Source organism: Acidovorax radicis N35 (assembly GCF_000204195.1).
GTDB classification, from domain to species: Bacteria; Pseudomonadota; Gammaproteobacteria; order Burkholderiales; family Burkholderiaceae_C; genus Acidovorax; species Acidovorax radicis.
Map to the genome: position 1 here is coordinate 644,186 of NZ_AFBG01000020.1, position 17,792 is coordinate 661,977.

General features: G+C 67.2%; 12 protein-coding genes. 10 read left to right on the top strand and 2 right to left on the bottom strand.

Going from position 1 to position 17,792, the window contains the following annotated elements; genetic code table 11:
- The first annotated feature begins 60 nt into the window (after positions 1-60).
- The 7 genes from ARADN35_RS0116705 (at position 61) to ARADN35_RS0116735 (ending at position 10,866) form a co-directional block, all read left to right on the top strand.
- Entirely contained in the window at positions 61-441 is a 381-nt protein-coding gene (locus ARADN35_RS0116705; RefSeq protein ID WP_035198253.1) for a hypothetical protein, read from the top strand.
- Positions 442-627: 186 nt separating this feature from the next.
- Positions 628-1,842: a TolC family protein gene (locus ARADN35_RS0116710; protein WP_010464078.1), complete on the top strand. Its 1,215-nt coding sequence runs from the start codon at positions 628-630 to the stop codon at positions 1,840-1,842.
- 43 nt (positions 1,843-1,885) lie between these two features.
- Positions 1,886-2,443, top strand: coding sequence for a hypothetical protein (locus ARADN35_RS0116715; protein ID WP_029414106.1), 558 nt, complete (start codon positions 1,886-1,888; stop codon positions 2,441-2,443).
- On the top strand, positions 2,440-3,561 hold the full coding sequence (locus tag ARADN35_RS0116720) for an efflux RND transporter periplasmic adaptor subunit (RefSeq protein ID WP_010464080.1): 1,122 nt from the start codon (positions 2,440-2,442) through the stop codon (positions 3,559-3,561). The genes ARADN35_RS0116715 and ARADN35_RS0116720 overlap by 4 nt, the downstream gene beginning before the upstream one ends.
- A gap of 13 nt (positions 3,562-3,574) precedes the next feature.
- Positions 3,575-6,694, top strand: coding sequence for an efflux RND transporter permease subunit (locus tag ARADN35_RS0116725; protein ID WP_010464081.1), 3,120 nt, complete (start codon positions 3,575-3,577; stop codon positions 6,692-6,694).
- A gap of 47 nt (positions 6,695-6,741) precedes the next feature.
- On the top strand, positions 6,742-7,140 hold the full coding sequence (locus ARADN35_RS0116730) for a hypothetical protein (protein ID WP_010464082.1): 399 nt from the start codon (positions 6,742-6,744) through the stop codon (positions 7,138-7,140).
- A gap of 522 nt (positions 7,141-7,662) precedes the next feature.
- On the top strand, positions 7,663-10,866 hold the full coding sequence (locus ARADN35_RS0116735; RefSeq protein ID WP_035198192.1) for a WD40 repeat domain-containing protein: 3,204 nt from the start codon (positions 7,663-7,665) through the stop codon (positions 10,864-10,866).
- A 134-nt stretch (positions 10,867-11,000) separates the two neighbouring features.
- On the opposite strand, the gene ARADN35_RS0116740 is transcribed toward ARADN35_RS0116735, so the two are convergent.
- Positions 11,001-11,222: a hypothetical protein gene (locus ARADN35_RS0116740; RefSeq protein WP_029414107.1), complete on the bottom strand. Its 222-nt coding sequence runs from the start codon at positions 11,220-11,222 to the stop codon at positions 11,001-11,003.
- Between the two features lie 582 nt (positions 11,223-11,804).
- Complete coding sequence (ppsR, locus tag ARADN35_RS0116745) at positions 11,805-12,626, bottom strand: posphoenolpyruvate synthetase regulatory kinase/phosphorylase PpsR (RefSeq protein ID WP_010464085.1); 822 nt, start codon at positions 12,624-12,626, stop codon at positions 11,805-11,807.
- 264 nt (positions 12,627-12,890) lie between these two features.
- Between ppsR and ppsA the strand changes: the two genes are divergently transcribed.
- The 3 genes from ppsA to ARADN35_RS0116760 all read left to right on the top strand — a co-directional run bounded on the left by ppsA (position 12,891) and on the right by ARADN35_RS0116760 (position 17,784).
- Positions 12,891-15,281 (top strand): phosphoenolpyruvate synthase, encoded by a 2,391-nt coding sequence (ppsA, locus tag ARADN35_RS0116750; RefSeq protein ID WP_010464086.1) that lies wholly within the window; start codon positions 12,891-12,893, stop codon positions 15,279-15,281.
- Between the two features lie 66 nt (positions 15,282-15,347).
- Entirely contained in the window at positions 15,348-15,701 is a 354-nt protein-coding gene (locus ARADN35_RS26515; protein ID WP_010464087.1) for a DUF4212 domain-containing protein, read from the top strand.
- The gene (locus ARADN35_RS0116760; protein ID WP_010464090.1) at positions 15,694-17,784 is read left to right on the top strand and encodes a VC_2705 family sodium/solute symporter; all 2,091 of its coding nucleotides are present in this window, start codon (positions 15,694-15,696) and stop codon (positions 17,782-17,784) included. Before ARADN35_RS26515 ends, ARADN35_RS0116760 begins: the two co-directional genes overlap by 8 nt.
- The last annotated feature ends 8 nt before the right edge of the window (positions 17,785-17,792 follow it).

The window sequence follows — 17,792 nt, forward strand, 5'->3', positions numbered from 1 at the left end:
GGATATGCGCAGTGGCGCATGCTGCGCCGCGCCATCTTGTCACTAGAATGCGCGCACACCATGCGCCGCCTGCTTCTCGTCTTCCTGCTGCTGTTCATGCCGCTCCAGTCCATCTGGGCCGCGGCATCGCCGTACTGCGGGCACGAGGCAGCGCCGCAGGCATCGCACTTCGGCCACCACGTGCACGAGCACCAGGCCGATGGTGCGCATGCGGCGCCTTCCCTGGCGAGCGAGACACCGGACCACATGGGCCTCGCCACCTCCGGCACGGCGGACATGGACTGCCATGCCTGCCACGGCGTGGGCAGCGGCATGGCCTTGAGCGCGAGCGCCCAGGCCATCGTGGTCTCGGTGAGCCGTCCTGCGCCCCAAATGGCTCCGGCCTGGGTGCATCCCCCGCTTTCCCGCCCCGAACGCCCCAACTGGTCCGTCCTCGCCTGAGCGGCGAGGCGGGCTGCGGGTAGCCCCTTCCTGACGATTCCACGCTGCCCTGGCGGGCAGCAGCGGTGCGCGCGTGCATGCGTGCCGGGTGTCGTGCCTTGCCGATTTCAACCCCGTGGCCTCCGGCCACTGCAGAGGAATCGGATGCAACGAAAGAGAAGAACCAAGCACACACCGCGGCTGCGCATGGCCGCTATAGCCCTGGCATGGGCGCTGGCCGGCAGTGCCGCGCTGGCCCAGTCGCCGCCGCCGCCGCTCACGCTCAAAGCCTTGTTCGACAGGGCCTGGGAGCGCCAGCCCGAGGCGCAGTCGGCCGCCCTGCGACGCGAGTCCGCACAGGCTGCACGCAGCGGTGCCGACACCTGGACGGCCGAGCCCGCCGCGCTGGAACTGTCGCGCAAGAGCGACCGCCCCGGCAGCAACCAGGGCAGCCGCGAGTACGAGGTGGGCGTGGCCCTGCCGCTGTGGCTGCCCGGCGAGCGAGCGCGCAAGGCCGCACTGGGCGACGCCGAGATCAAGGCCGTGGAAAGCCGCCGCCTGGCCGCGCAGCTGCAGCTTGCCGCCACTGTGCGCGAAGCCTGGTGGGCCTTGCAGCGCGCGCAGGCAGAACTGGGCCTGGCGCAGGACCGGCTGCAGAACGCACAGCGCCTGGCGGCCGATGTGGCACGCCGCTTCAAGGCGGGCGACATGTCCCGTGCCGACCAGACCCAGGCCGACGGCGCCGTGGCCCAGGCCGAGGCCGCTGTGGCCGAAGCCATGGGCGCGCGCGATGTGGCGCAGGCAGCCCTGGCGGCCTGGGGCGGCAACGTGGTGCTGGCCGACGGCGCAGACCCCGAGGCCGAAGCCCTGCCAGCGCCCGGCCTGCCCGCCGACCACCCGGCGGTGGCCGACTGGCAGGACCAGGCCGCAGTGGCGCGCCGCGCCGCCGACCTGGCCGCCGTGCAGACGCGCGCCAACCCCGAGCTGACGGTGGCCGCCACGCGCGGGCGCGAGCAGGCCGGCGACCGCTATCTGCAAAGCTTCACCGTCGGCGTGCGCGTGCCCCTGGGCGGTGGCGACCGTGCGCGCGCCAAAGAGACAGCGGCCCGAGCCGACGCACTCGATGCCGAGGTGCGCGCCCGCGCCGAGCAGGACCGCCTCGCGGCCGACGTGGCCGCCGCTGCGGCGCGTGTGAAGGCTACCCAGGCCCAGCGCGAGGCCATGGCCCGCCATGCAGCCCTGGCGCGCGACACGCGCGACTTCATCGACAAGGCCTTCCGCCTGGGCGAGGCAGACTGGCCCACGCGCCTGCGCGTGGAGCTCGAAGCCGTGCAGGCCGAGCGCCAGTGGGCACGCGCCCGCATCGATGCCGCCGCCGCCGTCTCAACCCTGCGCCAGGCCCTGGGCCTGTTGCCGCAGTGAGCGCAAAGCCTCCATTCACCCCCCCCCCATTTTTGTGATCACCATGCAACTCCTCTCTCTCTTTTCCACACTGGGCCTGGCCCTGGTGTTGGGCCTCGTGCCGCCGGCAGCCTTGGCCGATGCGGGGCATGACCATGGCGAAGCCCCCGCCACTGCAGCCGGCCCTGCGATGCCGCGCTTTGCCGCCACCTCCGACCTGTTCGAGCTGGTGGGAGTGCTCGATGGGCAAAAGCTGGCGCTCTACCTCGACCATGCGGGCGACAACAGCCCGGTGAAGGAGGCGCAGCTCGAGCTCGACATTGCCGGCACGCGCGTGCCCGTGACCCGCGTGGCGGACGGCGAGTTCCAGGCTGCGTTGGCCGCTCCGCTGGCCGAGGGCGCAAGCCCCGTCACCGCCACCGTGGTGGCCGGCACCGACACCGACCTGCTGGCCGGCGAGATCGACGTGCATGCTGCGGCGCATGCCCACGCCGAGCCCACGGGCCGGCGCAATGCGCTGGTAGCCGGCGCCGTGGCTGTCGTGTTGCTGGCCCTGGCAGCGGTATGGGGCTTGCGGCGTGGCCGCACCGCGCGCACTCAGCGCCTGGGAGGTGCAGCATGAAGCGGCTGACCGCTCTCCATTCCGTCGCAGCCCTGTTGGTGGCCGCTGTGCTGTGCGCCCCGTTGCTGGCGCGCGCTGGCGAAGGCCATGACCATGGCGATGCCCCACCTGCTGCCGACGGCAATGGTCCCAAGCGCCAGCCCGATGGCAGCGTGTTCCTGCCCAAGCCCGCGCAGCGCCAGCTGGGCGTGCGCACGCTGGTGGCCGCCGAAGGCCAGCACCCCAAGGCCTTCGAGCTGGCTGGCACGGTGGTGATGGACCCCAACGCCGGCGGCAAGGTGCAGGCCGCGCTGGCCGGCCGGCTGGAGGCGGGCCCCAAAGGCCTGCCCGGCGTGGGCCAGGCAGTGCGCAAGGGCGAGGTTCTGGCCTATGTGGTGCCGACGGCGGGTGCCATCGAGCGCTCCAACCAACTGGCCCAGCAGGCCGAGCTGCGCGCGGGGCGCGACCTGGCGGCACGGCGCGTGGCGCGTTTGAAGGACCTGGCCGACACCGTGCCGCGCAAGGACATCGAGGCGGCCGAGAGCGAGCTGCATAGCTTCACCCAGCGCCTGGGCGCGGTGGGTGCCGGCCTGTCCACGCGCGATGCGCTGGTGGCACCGGTCTCGGGTGTGATCGCCTCGGCCAATGCCGTGGCGGGCCAGGTGGTGGATGCGCGCGAGCTGCTGTTCGAGGTGGTCGACCCGGCGCGCCTGCGCGTGGAGGCCCTGGCCTACGACACGGCCCAGGCCCACAGCGTGGCCGGTGCCGCGCTGGCCGTGGGCGGGCAGCGCGTGCCGCTGCGCTTCCTCGGGGCAGCGCGCAGCCTGCGCGAGCAGGCGCTGCCGCTGCAGTTTGCCGGCGATTCGGCGGTGCTTGGCACCCTGGCCCTGGGCCAGCCGGTGCGCGTGTTCGTGCAATCCACCGAGCAGGCCGCGGGCGTGCAGGTGCCGGTGGCCTCGCTGCTGCGCAACCCCGCCAACCAGACCATCGTCTGGGTCAAGGAGTCGCCCGAGCGCTTTGTGCCGCGCGTGGTCACGTATGTGCCGCTCGACGGTGCCTCGGTGGCCGTGACCTCGGGCCTCCAGGCCGGTGACCGCGTGGCCACGCAGGGCGCCACGCTGATCAACCAGGTCCGCTGAAGGGAACCACGCAATGTTCAAGTGGCTCCTCGAAAACAGCCTGACCAACCGGCTGCTGGTGCTCATCGCGGCCGGCGTGCTCATGGCCTATGGCGCCTTCACGCTCTCGCGCACGCCGGTGGACGTGTTCCCCGACCTCAACAAGCCCACGGTCACGCTGATGACCGAGGCCGGCGGCATGGCCGCCGAAGAGGTGGAGCAGCTCATCACCTTCCCGCTGGAGACGACCATGAACGGCCTGCCCGGTGTGGAGAGCGTGCGCTCCACCTCGAGCGCGGGGCTGTCCTTCATCTACGTCACCTTCGACTGGAGCACGGACATCTTCCGCGCCCGGCAGATGGTGTCCGAGCGCCTGGCGTCCATGGAGGAGGGGTTGCCCGCGGGCGTCACGCCGCGCATGGGGCCCATCAGCTCCATCATGGGCGAGATCATGCAGGTGGCGATCCCCATCGACGTGCAGCGCACCACGCCCATGGCCGTGCGCGAGTATGCCGACTGGGTGCTGCGACCGCGCCTGCTGGCGATTGCCGGCGTGGCGCAGGTGATCCCCATCGGCGGCGAGGTGCGGCAGTTCCAGGTGCAGCCGCAGACGGCGCGCATGGCCGAACTGGGCATCACGCACGACCAGCTCACGGGGGCGCTCAAGGGCTTCTCCAGCAACACCTCGGGGGGCTTTCTGGAGCTCAACGGGCGCGAGTACCTGATCCGCCACCTGGGCCGCACCTCGCGTCTGGAAGATCTGCAGAACCTGGCCCTTACCGCGAAGAACGGCCAGCCGGTGCTGCTGCGCCAGGTGGCCGAGGTGACCTTTGCCGCCGCCCTCAAGCGCGGGGACGCGGGCTTCGAGGGCAAGCCGGCCGTGATCCTGGGCATTCAGAAGCAGCCCACGGCGGACACCATCGCGCTCACGCGCAGCATCGAGTCGGCGCTGGGTGATTTGAAGAAGTCGCTGCCCGAAGGCATGGAGGCGCCGCGCGTCACCTTCCGCCAGGCGAGCTTCATCGAGGCCTCGGTCACCACGCTGCAGGGCAAGCTTATGGGCGCCTCGGTGTTCGTGGCAGTGATTTTGTTCGTGTTCCTGGGCACGCTCAGGCCCACGGTGATCGCGCTCACGGCCATCCCGGTGTCGATCTTCATCACGGCGCTGGTGTTCAAGTACTTCGGCCTGTCGATCAACACCATGACGCTGGGCGGCCTGGCGATTGCCATCGGCGGCCTGGTGGACGATGCGGTGGTGGACGTGGAGAACGTGCTGCGCCGCCTGAAGATGGACCGGGCCAAGCACCCGAACCACCGGCTGCACCCCATCGAGGTGGTCAAGCTCGCGTCGATGGAGGTGCGCTCGGGCATCCTCTACGCCACGGCCATCATCGTCCTGGTGTTCCTGCCGCTGTTCGCCCTGCCGGGCATCGAGGGGCGGCTGTTCGTGCCACTGGGCATCGCCTTCATCGTCTCCACCGTGGCATCGCTGCTGGTGTCGGTCACGGTCACGCCGGTGCTGGCGTTCTACCTGCTGCCGCGCATGAAGAACCTGGACCATGGCGACACGCGCGTGGTGGCCTGGCTCAAGGCGCGCTACCGCGGCGGGCTCACTCGGGTGCTCGCGCACCCGCGCGTCGCCATGGCGGTGAGTGCGGTGGCGGTGGTGCTGTCGGTCGCGGCGGTGCCGTTCTTTCCGACCACATTTTTACCACCGTTCAACGAGGGCACGCTGCTCATCGGCATGCGCCTGAACCCGGGCGTGACGTTGGCCGAATCGGCCCAGCTGGCCAGCCAGGCCGAGGTGCTGGTGCGCCAGGTGCCCGAGGTCACGCACGTGGGCCGGCGCAGCGGCCGGGCCGAGCTGGACGAACATGCCGAGGGCGTGCACGTGAGCGAGCTCGACGTGGGCCTGCTGCCCGCGGCCGAGCTCACGCGCAGCATGGCCGAAGTGCAGGCCGACATCCGCAGCCGCCTGGCGCAGATGCCGGCGGCCATCGCCATCGGCCAGCCCATCTCGCACCGCATCGACCACATGCTCTCGGGCGTGCGCTCGCAGATCGCGATCAAGCTCTTCGGCGAGGATCTGGACACCCTGCGCGGCCAGGCCGATGCGCTGCGCGCGCGCCTGGCCAGCATCGACGGCCTGGCCGACCTGGAGGTGGAAAAGCAGGTGCTGGCGCCGCAGATCACCGTGCGCGTGGACCATGCCGCAGCCGCCCAGTACGGCGTGCCGGCCGCGCAGGTGCTAGCCACGCTGCAGGGCCTGGTGGAGGGCGAAAAGGTCACGCAGATCGTGGAAGGCAGCCGGCGCTTCGCGCTGGTGGTGCGCCTGCCCGAGAGCGCGCGCTCGCTCGAGGGCCTGGCGCAGATCATGATCGAGACGCCGCGCGGGCGGGTGCCGCTGTCGCGCCTGGCCAGCATCGAAGACGGCGACGGCCCCAACCAGATCAGCCGCGACGATGGCAAGCGGCGCATCGTGCTGTCGGCCAACGCGCAGGGCCGGGCGCTGTCCGACGTGGTGGCCGACATCCGCAAGGTGGTGGGCGATACGCGCCTGCCGGATGGCTACTTCATCACCCTGGGCGGCCAGTTCCAGGCGCAGGAGGAGGCCAGCCGCCTGGTGGGCATGCTGGCCGTGGTCTCGCTGGTGCTGATGTTCGTGGTGCTGTACACGCGCTACCGCTCGGCCACGCTGTCGGCGCTGATCATGGCCAACATCCCGCTGGCGCTGGTGGGCGCCGTGCTGGGGCTGTGGATATCGGGCCAGCCGCTGTCGGTGGCGGCGCTGATCGGCTTCATCACGCTGGCGGGCGTCTCGGTGCGCAACGGCATCCTGAAGGTGAGCCACTACCTGAACCTGATGCGTGTGGAGGGCGAGAACTTCGACACCGCGATGATCGTGCGCGGCTCGCTCGAACGCCTGTCCCCCGTGCTCATGACCGCCCTGGTCACCGCCTTCGCGCTGGCACCGCTGCTGCTGGAGGCCGAGCGCCCCGGCACCGAGATATTGCACCCGGTGGCGGTGGTGATCTTCTCGGGCCTGATCAGTTCGACCCTGCTCGACACCTTCCTGACCCCGGCCCTGTTCTGGCTGTTCGGCCGTCGCGACGCCGAGCGGCTGCTCGACGAGAAGAACGCCGAGGCGTTCTGATGTTTCGATTCCTCCATGTTTTCCATCCACCCTTTGAAAGGTTCACCATGCAGACCACAACCCGTCTTTGCGCCGCCCTGGCGCTCACGGTTTCTCTTTCCAGCACCGCCTTCGCCGCAGGCGACCACGCCCATGGCCACGAACACAAGCCGCTGCACGGCGGCATCGTGGTCGAAGCCAATGACATGGACTACGAACTGGTGGCCAAGCCGGACGTGATCACGCTGCACCTGCGCGACCACGGAAAGCCGGCCAAGACCGAAGGCGTGAGTGCCAAGCTCACCTTGCTCAACGGCACCGAAAAATCCGAAGCCATGCTGGTGTCCACAGGCGAGGGCAAACTGGAAGGCAAGGGCGCGTTCAAGGTGGCGGCGGGCACGAAGGTGGTGGCGCTGGTCACACTGCCGGGCAAGAAGGCGGCCAACGTGCGGTTTGTGGTGAAGTAAGCGGAACGGATGAAAAGGGGCCTGCCAGCGGCGGTGTGTGTCTGTTTTTGCTGCTGCGCTGGGCGCCTCGCACCGTAGTCCTTAAATTTTTTAGAAGAAATACGACCCTGGCGCTTATCAGGAATGCGATAGCAGCTATCAAAATTGAAGCAAATGCTATTTTGAAAGGAGCCTGCAGGGCCACCGTCTTGAAAGGCTCGACCCCCGGCTTCGGCGGTTGAGGCGCGCAGTGGGGGCAACCGCCGGACGATCCAGCGCTGGACGGCGGACTGAGAGCATTCTCCCCATGTGCGTCGGTCGCTGAAATAACAACAGGTGAGACACACGGTCGCTGTTAGGCTAAGCCAAGCCAGGTCATTCGCCCCAGAGACCACACAACCGACCGCGGGCCTGTGCGGGCGGTTGCGGGTGACAAAAACTCTGTGGGCTCCATCCATTCATCAGCGCCTGGCGCCAACGAAGGCCTTCCTCCTGTGAAGGCCTTTTCAACGATTGTTCGGCGCACAACGCCTTCTCTGCACCATGCCCATCCTGCGTTTTGTCACTTTGGCCGATGTGGCCCATCTGCTCCCCGTTGACGGTCCGATGGCCGAGCTCCTGGGTTCGGAGCCAGATGCCTGGGCCGATGCCACCGTGGCCTGGGTCGCGGGCGACGTGCACTGGTCCGAGCTGTCGCTGGACACCCCCTTGCAAATCGGCGGTGCCATGCGGACCCTGGCGCAGGCCACCTCCGGCGCAAAAGGACCACCCCCCGGTGGTGTGCGCCTGATCCTCATCGAGGGCAACCTGCAGATCGATGGTGCGCTGACCTCCAGCGACACCTACAGGTCCAGCCACCTCGTCGTGCTCGGCAACGTGCAGGTGGCGCACGCCGTGGTGGGGGGACAGCTGCTGCACGTGCAGGGTGCGTTGCAGGTCCACGGGTTGCTATGGGGCGATGGCGAGCCGGGGGAGTTGCGGGTGAACGGTGGGTTGTCGGCGCGTGTGGCGCTTTTCACCGAAGCCTATGCCTTGCACCTTGCTGGCGGGGAAGACGTGGAGTTTTTGCTCGATGAGGTGCGGGGTGTGCCCAGCCTCGTGGAGTTTTCGAGCGAGGCTGCGGGCCTGGTGTTTGCGCCAGGGTTTTTCAACGGCATCGACGATGGAGAGGACGGCTTGGCAGACCTGTTCGATCGTGATCGTGTGGTGGCCGCCGTGCGCAGCGGCGAGAGCCCTGTGCGCAGCAGCAGTGATATCCACAACGACCTGCCCCTGGCTTCCGATCTGTTTGCGGACGAGGCCATCAGCGTGGCCAACATCCTGGCTGCGGTGAACTCTGACGCGCTGGCGCCCGAGGAACACCATGTCCGCGATTGGTTTGGGCAGACCCATTTTTCACTGTGCCGCCGCCACGTGGATGGGGATGGAAACCCGCACGACGACAGGGTGTACATGACGGTGTGGAAGACCTGGGACTTCTACATGGGGGTCGTTCAAGAACCTGCGCCCCCAACCCGGCGGCCAGGGCGGGTGGCTGGCAAGCTGCAGCGCCCCGCGCCAGTGGTGCCAGCGGTGCCAGTGGCCGAGCGACTGTCTGTGCTGTACCGCCCCTACGACGATGGCGTGGCCGGCGACTGGAGGGGGCTGGACGAAGCCGCCGATCCAGAGGCGCACGAGGCCTGCACCCAGGCCTGGCGCGGCGTGATCGACTATGTGCGCCGGGCCGTGGGCCAGTCGCGCGCGGGCTACCCGCTGTACCGGCGATTGAAGGCAGAGATCACAACAAAGCGCATTGAGCGCTTCACCCAGCTGCCCGTATTCACGGAGGAGTACAACGACTGGTGGGATGCCGACAAGCGCGGCACCTGGTTTGACGACGTGTGGGTGGGCGCGCGCCAGCCTGGCATGCATGAAGGTGAGTTCTGGTGCCGCGCGCTCGATGTGAGCTGGGCGAACGGCCAGGACGCCCCCGGCGACGCGGAGCACGACGCCCATGGCGCTTACCAGATTGATATTGACAGGCCGGGCGAGGGCCGGGAGCCGGTGGAGTTCACCTACAGCCAGCGGCAAAGCGAAAACCGCCCGCCGTTGCCGTGTGGCGCCGCCGACCACATTGCGCGATTGCTGCGCCTGTATGGCATGGTGGAGGCGTCCTTGCTGCAGGCGCATGCCGAAAAACTGGCCGAGCAGGCCCAGGAGCGCGCCGCGCAAGCCGAGGCCCGGCGCATAGAGGCTGCGGTGCACCTGCTGGCTACGCCGCCACTGGTCCATGGCTTGCCGGATACGGCCGTGTTCCCGCCCGAATTGCTGGCACTGTCCGAGCAGTGGCAGGCCGGCGGCCAAGCCTATGTGGCGGCCATCCGCGCCTACCAGCTCGCGGAGCAGGCAGCCGCCGCTGCAGCCGAAGCGGCTGGCTACCAGGCACCAGGTTGGGACAACGATGAAGGCGCCGGGCGGAACGGCCCGAACGACACACTGCCCGACGACCCGCGCAAGGCCAGCGCCGCCACAGTGCTGCAGCTGGCCCGGGTGGTGAACCGCCATGCGGACGAGGCCCTCACTGAACGGTTTCGCCAGCGCTTTGCCTTTGCCCCCGATGCCTATGTGCACCTGGAGGCAGACCAGGGGCAGTCCATCGGCCCGGTGTTCTGGCTGCCCGATGGCGATGGTGTGGTGGCGCGCATCGGAGCGGAACACAGCGATGACGCGCGCTGGGTGCGGTTGCAGGGCCCGGCGCTCACGCCGCTGCCCGCGCTCAAGGGCCTGGGCCGCTCGCACGACGGGCGCTGTTTTGCGCTGAGCGACGGCACCCATATCACCACGCACCAGGGCTTTGGCGGGCCACAGATCGCGCAATTGCCGCTGCCGCAAGGCAACGAAGGGCTGCCCGCATCGCTGGGCCTCGCCGCAGGCGAGCTGGGCCAGCGCTGCGATGAAGTCATCCCCTTCAACGACGGCCAGCGCGCTCTGCTGCGCAACCCCACGGGGGTGTACCTGCTCACGCCCGCCGGCGTGCAGCGCATCCACCCGCAGGAGTTCGACGAGGACGGCCCTTACAGCTGGCCCAAGAACCAGATGCAGGAGGTGGGGGAGCGCGACGACAACGAAGATGAGAACGGGGACGGAGACGACGATGGGGACGGCGGCGAGGACGAAAGGGAGAACACCGGCCCCCGCCAGCTGGCGCTGTGCATGCTGCACATGGCGCTCTCGCCCGACGAACGGCACATTGCCCTGGGCGACCAGGACAGCAGGCACATCCTGCTCGACGCCCAGGGCAAGGTGCTGCGCACGCTGCTGACCGACGACTACCCGCACCACACTCGCTTCTCGCACGACAGCGCGCTGCTGTGGGCCAACTCCTGCCATTTCTACAACGGCTGCACCGTGGCGAGCCGCGTGGACGATGCGCAGGACAGCGAGGGCACGCTGATCGACTCAGAATGGCGCGTCTACGCATCGGCCACACTGCCGGGCATGGTGATCGTGGGCGATGCCCATGGCTACCTGCATGCCCGCGACGACGCCGGCAAGGCGCTGTGGCGCCACCACATCGGCAGCACGATCAGCGCGGTAGAGGTATCGCCGGATGGCAGCCTGCTGCTCGTGGGAAGTTACGGCGGCTACCTGGTGCTGTTGCAGCGGTCAGAGACGGAAATGGATCGGTATTCCGTCGGCAACTCGCCTTATGTGGAGCTGCGCCGATGGATCTTCTGGGACGCCGAAGCCGCGCCGCTGCGCTGGTGATCTGCGGGCAGGCGGTGGCCCGCTGGGCCTCACCAAGCAAGTCTTGGTGAGGCCATACGCGGGCACGCCACGGATGGTGTTCAATGTCTTTGGATCAGGCTTTTTTACCTGCCTGTGCTTGCTGCGACTTTGCCCTATTTCCACTGGCGGCCGTTGCCGGTAGCGCACCCGTAGGGCGGTACCGCGCTGGCAAAGCGTTCTTGCAACTGGGCGCAGCCCCAGCGGTTGAGTGGTTCCGGTGCTCTGGAGTTGAGTTCGATGCCCACCTCGTCGTAGGGCGACTTCGCTTTGCTCACATAGTCATACCAGCGCTTGCCGACATACAGGGTCACTACCGTGGCGGCTATCAAGGTCACTAAAACAACTTTGAGTGCTGGCGATTTTTTCAAAAGAAAACTCCGGGTGGGATGAGCGATGGGCGGTGGCCCGATCAAAAGGGGGTGGTGTGCCGTGCCGCCATGTGGCGCGGCCGAGGTGCGGGTGGGAGCCTACGGTGGAGCCTGTTCAAAGACTCGCTCGGCCGCGAAAAGCCCCATGGGCCAGAAACGTCCATGGTCCTGCGGGGCACGCAGTGTCGCACGTGTTGGGGGTTGCCACGCTTCCAGGGCTGGCGATAGGGGATACGCCGGCAGGCGGCTGTGGCGCCCGCCGCGGGCCGCAGGTCGCGAGCGCCACCGGCGATGGTTCCCCTGGGGGTGACCACCTGCGCGTCGAATCGGCCCGCGCAGCACACATGCGCTTCCTTGGCTTGTGCTCGGGGCCATGATGACGAACTGCGGGCGGTCAGCCTCCGCCCTTCATCAGTCATCTTGGATGCAGCGAATACGGAGTGATTTTGCTCTGCTATTGATAGCAATAAATGCTCGTAGATAGAGCGCAAGGGGCGATTTTCCTGAAAATACCGGTCACCTCGCTGCAGGCACCGACCGTCACCGCCCTCAATACACCAGCCGCTCCGGCCGGATCTCCTGGAGGATGGTCGTGGCAATCTCTTCGATGGACTTGGTGGTGGTGGACAACCACCGGATGCCCGCCCGCCGCATCATGGCCTCTGCTTCGGAGACTTCCATGCGGCAGTTCTCCAGGCTGGCGTAGCGGGAGTTGGGGCGGCGCTCGGCGCGGATTTCGGCCAGGCGGTCGGGGCTGATGGTCAGGCCAAAGATCTTGCTGCGGAACGGCACCAGCGCAGGCGGCAACTGGCGGCGCTCGAAATCCTCGGGGATCAGCGGGTAGTTGGCGGCCTTGAGGCCACATTGCATGGCCAGGTACAGACTGGTGGGCGTCTTGCCGCTGCGGCTCACCCCCACCAGGATCACGTCGGCACCGGCCAGGTCGCGGTTGCTCTGGCCGTCGTCGTGGGCCAGGCTGAAGTTGATGGCCTCGATGCGGTCGGTGTATTCCTTGCTGCGGCTCACATCGCTGAAGCGGCCCACGCGGTGGTGCGATTTGATACCCAGTTCTTCCTCCAGCGGGTGGACGAAGGTGCCGAACATGTCCAGCAGCATGCCCTTGCAGCCTTCCTGGATGACCTTGAGCACCTCCATATTGACCAGGGTGGTGAAGACCACGGGCTTTTTGCCCTCGACCTCGCCGGTGTGGTTGATCTGCCGCACGGCTTGGTGGGCCTTGTCCACGGTGTCGATGAAGGGCAGGCGCACATGGCGCGGCTTCATTTCGAACTGGGCCAGGATGGCGTTGCCGAAGGTTTCGGCAGTGATGCCGGTGCCGTCAGAGACGAAAAATACGGTGCGCGAGTGCATGGAGCCCCTTTTTTTGGATGTGGCTTGCGCCAGCAGGGTTGCCACCACAAAGAAGTGGTGATGGCCCCATTTGCGTAAGTCGCGTGAAAGCGTCAGCCCGTTGCCAGATGCGCGGGCCTACAATTGTCACAATTATCCAATTCTCACCATGCACACCGTCGGCCTACAACCACAACGACAAAGCTGCAGCCTGTGCATGGCCGCTCGCCCATCGCTCCAAGGGGGCGGGCGCGCAGACCCGGTTTCAACTTCTGGAGCTTTCCCATGTCTGCACTTTTCAGCCCGACCGCCCTGGTCGTACCGTTTGAAAACCTGAGAATGACCGATGTCGAGGCCGTAGGCGGTAAAAACGCCTCCCTCGGCGAGATGATCTCCCAGCTGCCGCAGGGCGTGCGCGTGCCCACGGGCTTTGCCACCACCGCCCACGCGTTCCGCGAGTTCCTGGCCTACGACGGCCTGGCTGACAAGATCAGCGCCAAGCTCAAGAGCCTGGACACCGAAGACGTGCGTGCGCTTGCCGCCGTGGGCGCAGAAATCCGCGCCATGGTCGAGGCCCAGCCTTTCCCGGCCGACCTGCAAAAAGCCATTGCCGACGAATTTGCCAAGTTGAGCGCTGGCAACCCCGCTGCCTCGTTTGCCGTGCGCTCGTCCGCCACGGCCGAGGATTTGCCCGATGCATCGTTCGCTGGCCAGCAGGAGACTTTCCTGAACGTGGTGGGCATCGACGAAGTCATGCACAAGATGAAGGAAGTGTTCGCGTCGCTGTACAACGACCGCGCCATTTCCTACCGCGTGCACAAGGGTTTTGAACACGATGTGGTGGCCCTGTCGGCCGGCGTGCAGCGCATGGTCCGCTCTGACCTGGGCGCTGCGGGCGTGATGTTCACCATCGACACCGAGTCCGGCTTCGAAGACGTCGTCTTCATCACCAGCAGCTATGGCCTGGGCGAGACGGTGGTGCAGGGCGCCGTGAACCCCGACGAGTTCTATGTGCACAAGCCCATGCTCCAGGCGGGCAAGAAGGCGTTGATCCGCCGGAATCTGGGTAGCAAGCTGATCCAGATGGTGTTCTCCACGCCCGAAGAAAAGGCCGCCAGCGGCAAGCTCGTCAAGACGGTGGACGTGCCCACTGAACAGCGCAACCGCTACTCGCTGACCGATGCCGACGTGGAGCAGCTGGCGCGCTATGCCCTGGTGATCGAGCAGCACTACGCCCGCCCCATGGACATCGAGTGGGGCAAGGACGGCACCGACGGCCAGCTCTACATCCTGCAGGCCCGCCCTGAAACCGTGAAGAGCCAGGCCAAGGGCCAGGCCGAGCTGCGCTACAAGCTCAAGGGCCAGGGCGCCGTGCTGGCCGAAGGCCGCGCCATTGGCCAGAAGATTGGCACCGGCCCGGTGCGCCTGGTGCACAACATTTCGGAGATGGACAAGGTCCAGCCCGGCGATGTGCTGGTGACCGACATGACCGACCCCAACTGGGAACCCGTGATGAAGCGCGCCAGCGCCATCGTCACCAACCGCGGCGGCCGCACCTGCCACGCCGCCATCATTGCGCGCGAACTGGGCATTCCGGCCGTGGTGGGCTGTGGTGACGCGACCGAGCTGCTCAAGGACGGCACGCTGGTCACAGTGAGCTGCTCCGAGGGCGACACGGGTCGCATCTATGACGGCCTGCTCGAGACCGAAGTGACGGAAGTGCAGCGCGGCGCCATGCCTCCCATCAAGACCAAGATCATGATGAACGTGGGCAACCCGCAGCTGGCCTTCGACTTCTGCCAGCTGCCCAACGAAGGCGTGGGCCTGGCGCGGCTGGAGTTCATCATCAACAACAACATTGGTGTGCACCCCAAGGCCATCCTCGACTATCCCCAGATCGACGCCGATCTGAAAAAGGCCGTCGAATCCGTGGCCCGTGGCCACGCCAGCCCCCGCGCTTTTTACGTGGACAAGGTGGCCGAAGGTGTGGCCACCATTGCTGCCGCCTTCTGGCCCAAGCCGGTTATCGTGCGCCTCTCGGACTTCAAGTCCAACGAGTACCGCAAGCTGATTGGCGGCAGCCGCTACGAGCCCGAGGAAGAGAACCCGATGCTGGGCTTTCGCGGCGCGGCGCGCTACATCAGCGAAGACTTCGGCGAAGCCTTTGCGATGGAATGCGAGGCCTTGAAGCGCGTGCGCAACGACATGGGCCTGACCAACGTGCAGGTGATGGTGCCCTTCGTGCGCACGCTGGGCCAGGCCGAGCGCGTGACCAAGCTGCTGGCCACCCATGGCCTCTCGCGTGGCAAGGACGACCTCAAGGTCATCATGATGTGCGAGGTGCCGAGCAACGCCATCCTGGCGGATCGCTTCCTGGAGTTCTTCGATGGCTTCTCCATCGGCTCCAACGACCTGACCCAGCTCACCCTGGGCCTGGACCGCGATTCGGGCCTGGAGCTGCTGGCGCAAGACTTCGACGAGCGCGACCCCGCCGTGCAGGCGCTGATCCACCAGGCCATCAAGGCCTGCCTGGCCCAGGGCAAGTACATCGGCATCTGCGGCCAGGGCCCCAGCGACCACCCTGACTTTGCACAGTGGCTGGCCACGGAGGGGATCTCTTCGATCTCGCTCAACCCGGACAGCGTGATCGCGACCTGGCAGCAACTGGCAGGTTGATGCCCTCGGGGGCTGCCATGCGCCATCCGCACCACTTCCCACAGCGTCCGTGATGCCGTGCCCGTGATGCAAGCGCCGACGCAGCAGCCCCCACGTTCTGCAGATGCCGAAATGGCGGGCCCGTTCCCGCCCGATCTGCACGATGTGCGGCACCTGAAGCTCAAGGCCGGCTTGCTGCTGTTGTGGGCGCTGGTATCGTTTGGTGCCACCTATTTCGCCAGAGACCTGCAGGTGCTGGTTTTTGGGGGCTGGCCTTTGGGCTACTGGATCGCGGCCCAGGGGGCAGTGCTGGTGTTCATCGGTATCGTGGTGGCTTATGGCTGGGCCATGAACCGGTTCGAGCGCCAGGACGCAGAGCACCGTGCAGCCACGGCCGCTGCTGAAGTGGTCCCGGGCGATGCGTCTCGCTCCCATGGCTGACCACATTTCTTCTGGCGCAGACCGGGCCTATCTGTGGCGGCTGCACCGCATCTTTGCGCTGTACGTAGCGGGGGTGCTGGCCTTCCTGGCACTGATGACCTGGGCGGAGCACCAGGGGCTCTCGCGGCACTGGATCGGCCCTATTTTCCTGTTCCTCACGGTGATGGTCTACGCGGGTATCGGCGTTTATGGCCGCACCACCGACCCGGAGGAATACTACGTGGCTGGCCGGCGCATTCCGCCCATGTACAACGGTATGGCGGCGGCGGCAGACTGGATGAGTGCCGCGTCGTTCATCAGCCTGTCGGGGGCGCTCTACCTGCAGGGCTTTTCGGGCACGCCGGGGCAGGCCGGAGGGCTGGCCTATCTGCTGGGGTGGACGGGTGGTTTCTGCCTGGTGGCGATGCTGATTGCACCGCACTTGCGCGCCATGGGCCTGTACACCGTGCCCGATTTTTTCCATGTGCGCTTTGGCGGCCGGTGGCCGCGCATGATTGCTGCGCTGGCCGCCGTGCTGTGTTCTTTCACGTATGTGGTGGCGCAGATCTATGGCGTTGGGCTGATTGCCTCGCGCCTGACTGGCGTGCAGTTCGAGATCGGCATCATGCTCGGCCTGGGCGGGGTCCTGCTGTGCTCGTTTCTGGGGGGCATGCGCGCCATCACCTGGACACAGGTGGCGCAGTATGTGGTGCTGCTGCTGGCCTTCCTGATCCCGGTGTCCTGGCTGGCCTACAAGCAGCTTGGCAACCCGCTGGCACCGCTGGTTTATGGCGAGCAGATCAGCAAGATCGCTGATCTGGAGGCGCAGTTGCTCGACTCCCCTGCAGAGCACCAGGTGGTGCAGACCTACCTGCGGCGCGCCCAGGATTTCGAGGCCCGGCTGCGTGATGTGGAGGGCGCCCTGGAGCGTGAGCGCGAGAAAGGGCGCGAGCGCATTCGTGCGCTGCGCACCCAGAACGCCGATGTGGGCCTGATCGTCTCGGCCAGCCGCGAGCTGGCGGCCCTGCCGCGCGATGCCGCAGCGGCCCGCGAACGCTGGACCCGCGAGATGCGCGAGAACTACGAACGCGCCCGTCCCCTGGGCGGCTTGCCCTTGCACAGCCAGGCGTATGTGGGCGACCCGCAAGGCACGCCCGAGGAACAGCGCGAATACGAGCTGACGCGCCGCAATTTCCTGGCGCTCATGTTCTGCCTGATGGTGGGCACGGCGGGCCTGCCGCACCTGCTCACCCGCTACTACACATCGCCCACGGTGTCGGCGGCGCGTGCTTCGGTGGCATGGTCGCTGTTCTTCATCGCCTTGTTGTACCTGAGCGCGCCGGCGCTGGCGGTGCTGGTGAAGTTCGAGGTCATGCAGAACCTCGTGGGCAGCAGTTTCGAGGCCTTGCCCAACTGGATGGCCCAGTGGGCGCGTGTCGATGCCTCGCTGCTGTCGGTGGAAGATGTGAATGGCGACGGAATCGTGCAGTTTGGCGAGATCCGGCTGGGGGCCGACCTCATCATGCTGGCCACGCCAGAACTGGGGGGGCTGCCCTATGTGGTCTCCGGCCTGGTGGCGGCGGGTGGGTTGGCGGCGGCGCTGTCTACCGCCGATGGGCTTTTGCTCACCATCAGCAATGCCCTGGTCCGCGATCTGTATTTTCAGGATGCCAAACGCGAGGCCTCGCCCGAGCAGCGTGTGATTCTGAGCAAGTTCGCCTTGCTGGCGGTGGCCTTGTCGGCGGCTTTTGTCGCGGCGCTCAAACCCTCCGAGATTCTGCCCATGGTGTCGGCGTCGTTCTCGCTGGCCGCATCGGCTTTTGTGCCGGTGATGGTGCTGGGCATCTTCTGGCGCGGCACCACGCGGCAGGGCGCGGTGGCCGGCATGGTGGCGGGGCTTGGCGTGGCCGTGTACTACATGCTTTCGCATGTGTCCGCCATGCGCGCGCTGCCCAGTTGGATGCTGGCGGACGGGCTCTGGCTTGGCATCCAGCCCATCTCGGCCGGCGTGTTTGGCGTGCCGACCGGGCTGGCGGTGGCGGTGGTGGTGAGCTGGTTGACGCGGCCCGCACCGGATCTGCCGCGCATCCGGTCCGAGATGTAGCGGGCACA

Excerpts from the sequence above, each read along its gene's own strand:
- ARADN35_RS0116705 (WP_035198253.1), top strand. The coding sequence starts at position 61 with ATGCGCCGCCTGCTTCTCGTCTTCCTGCTGCTGTTCATGCCGCTCCAG.
- ARADN35_RS0116710 (WP_010464078.1), top strand. The coding sequence starts at position 628 with ATGGCCGCTATAGCCCTGGCATGGGCGCTGGCCGGCAGTGCCGCGCTG.
- ARADN35_RS0116715 (WP_029414106.1), top strand. The coding sequence starts at position 1,886 with ATGCAACTCCTCTCTCTCTTTTCCACACTGGGCCTGGCCCTGGTGTTG.
- ARADN35_RS0116720 (WP_010464080.1), top strand. The coding sequence starts at position 2,440 with ATGAAGCGGCTGACCGCTCTCCATTCCGTCGCAGCCCTGTTGGTGGCC.
- ARADN35_RS0116725 (WP_010464081.1), top strand. The coding sequence starts at position 3,575 with ATGTTCAAGTGGCTCCTCGAAAACAGCCTGACCAACCGGCTGCTGGTG.
- ARADN35_RS0116730 (WP_010464082.1), top strand. The coding sequence starts at position 6,742 with ATGCAGACCACAACCCGTCTTTGCGCCGCCCTGGCGCTCACGGTTTCT.
- ARADN35_RS0116735 (WP_035198192.1), top strand. The coding sequence starts at position 7,663 with ATGCCCATCCTGCGTTTTGTCACTTTGGCCGATGTGGCCCATCTGCTC.
- ppsR (WP_010464085.1), bottom strand. The coding sequence starts at position 12,626 with ATGCACTCGCGCACCGTATTTTTCGTCTCTGACGGCACCGGCATCACT.
- ppsA (WP_010464086.1), top strand. The coding sequence starts at position 12,891 with ATGTCTGCACTTTTCAGCCCGACCGCCCTGGTCGTACCGTTTGAAAAC.
- ARADN35_RS26515 (WP_010464087.1), top strand. The coding sequence starts at position 15,348 with ATGCAAGCGCCGACGCAGCAGCCCCCACGTTCTGCAGATGCCGAAATG.
- ARADN35_RS0116760 (WP_010464090.1), top strand. The coding sequence starts at position 15,694 with ATGGCTGACCACATTTCTTCTGGCGCAGACCGGGCCTATCTGTGGCGG.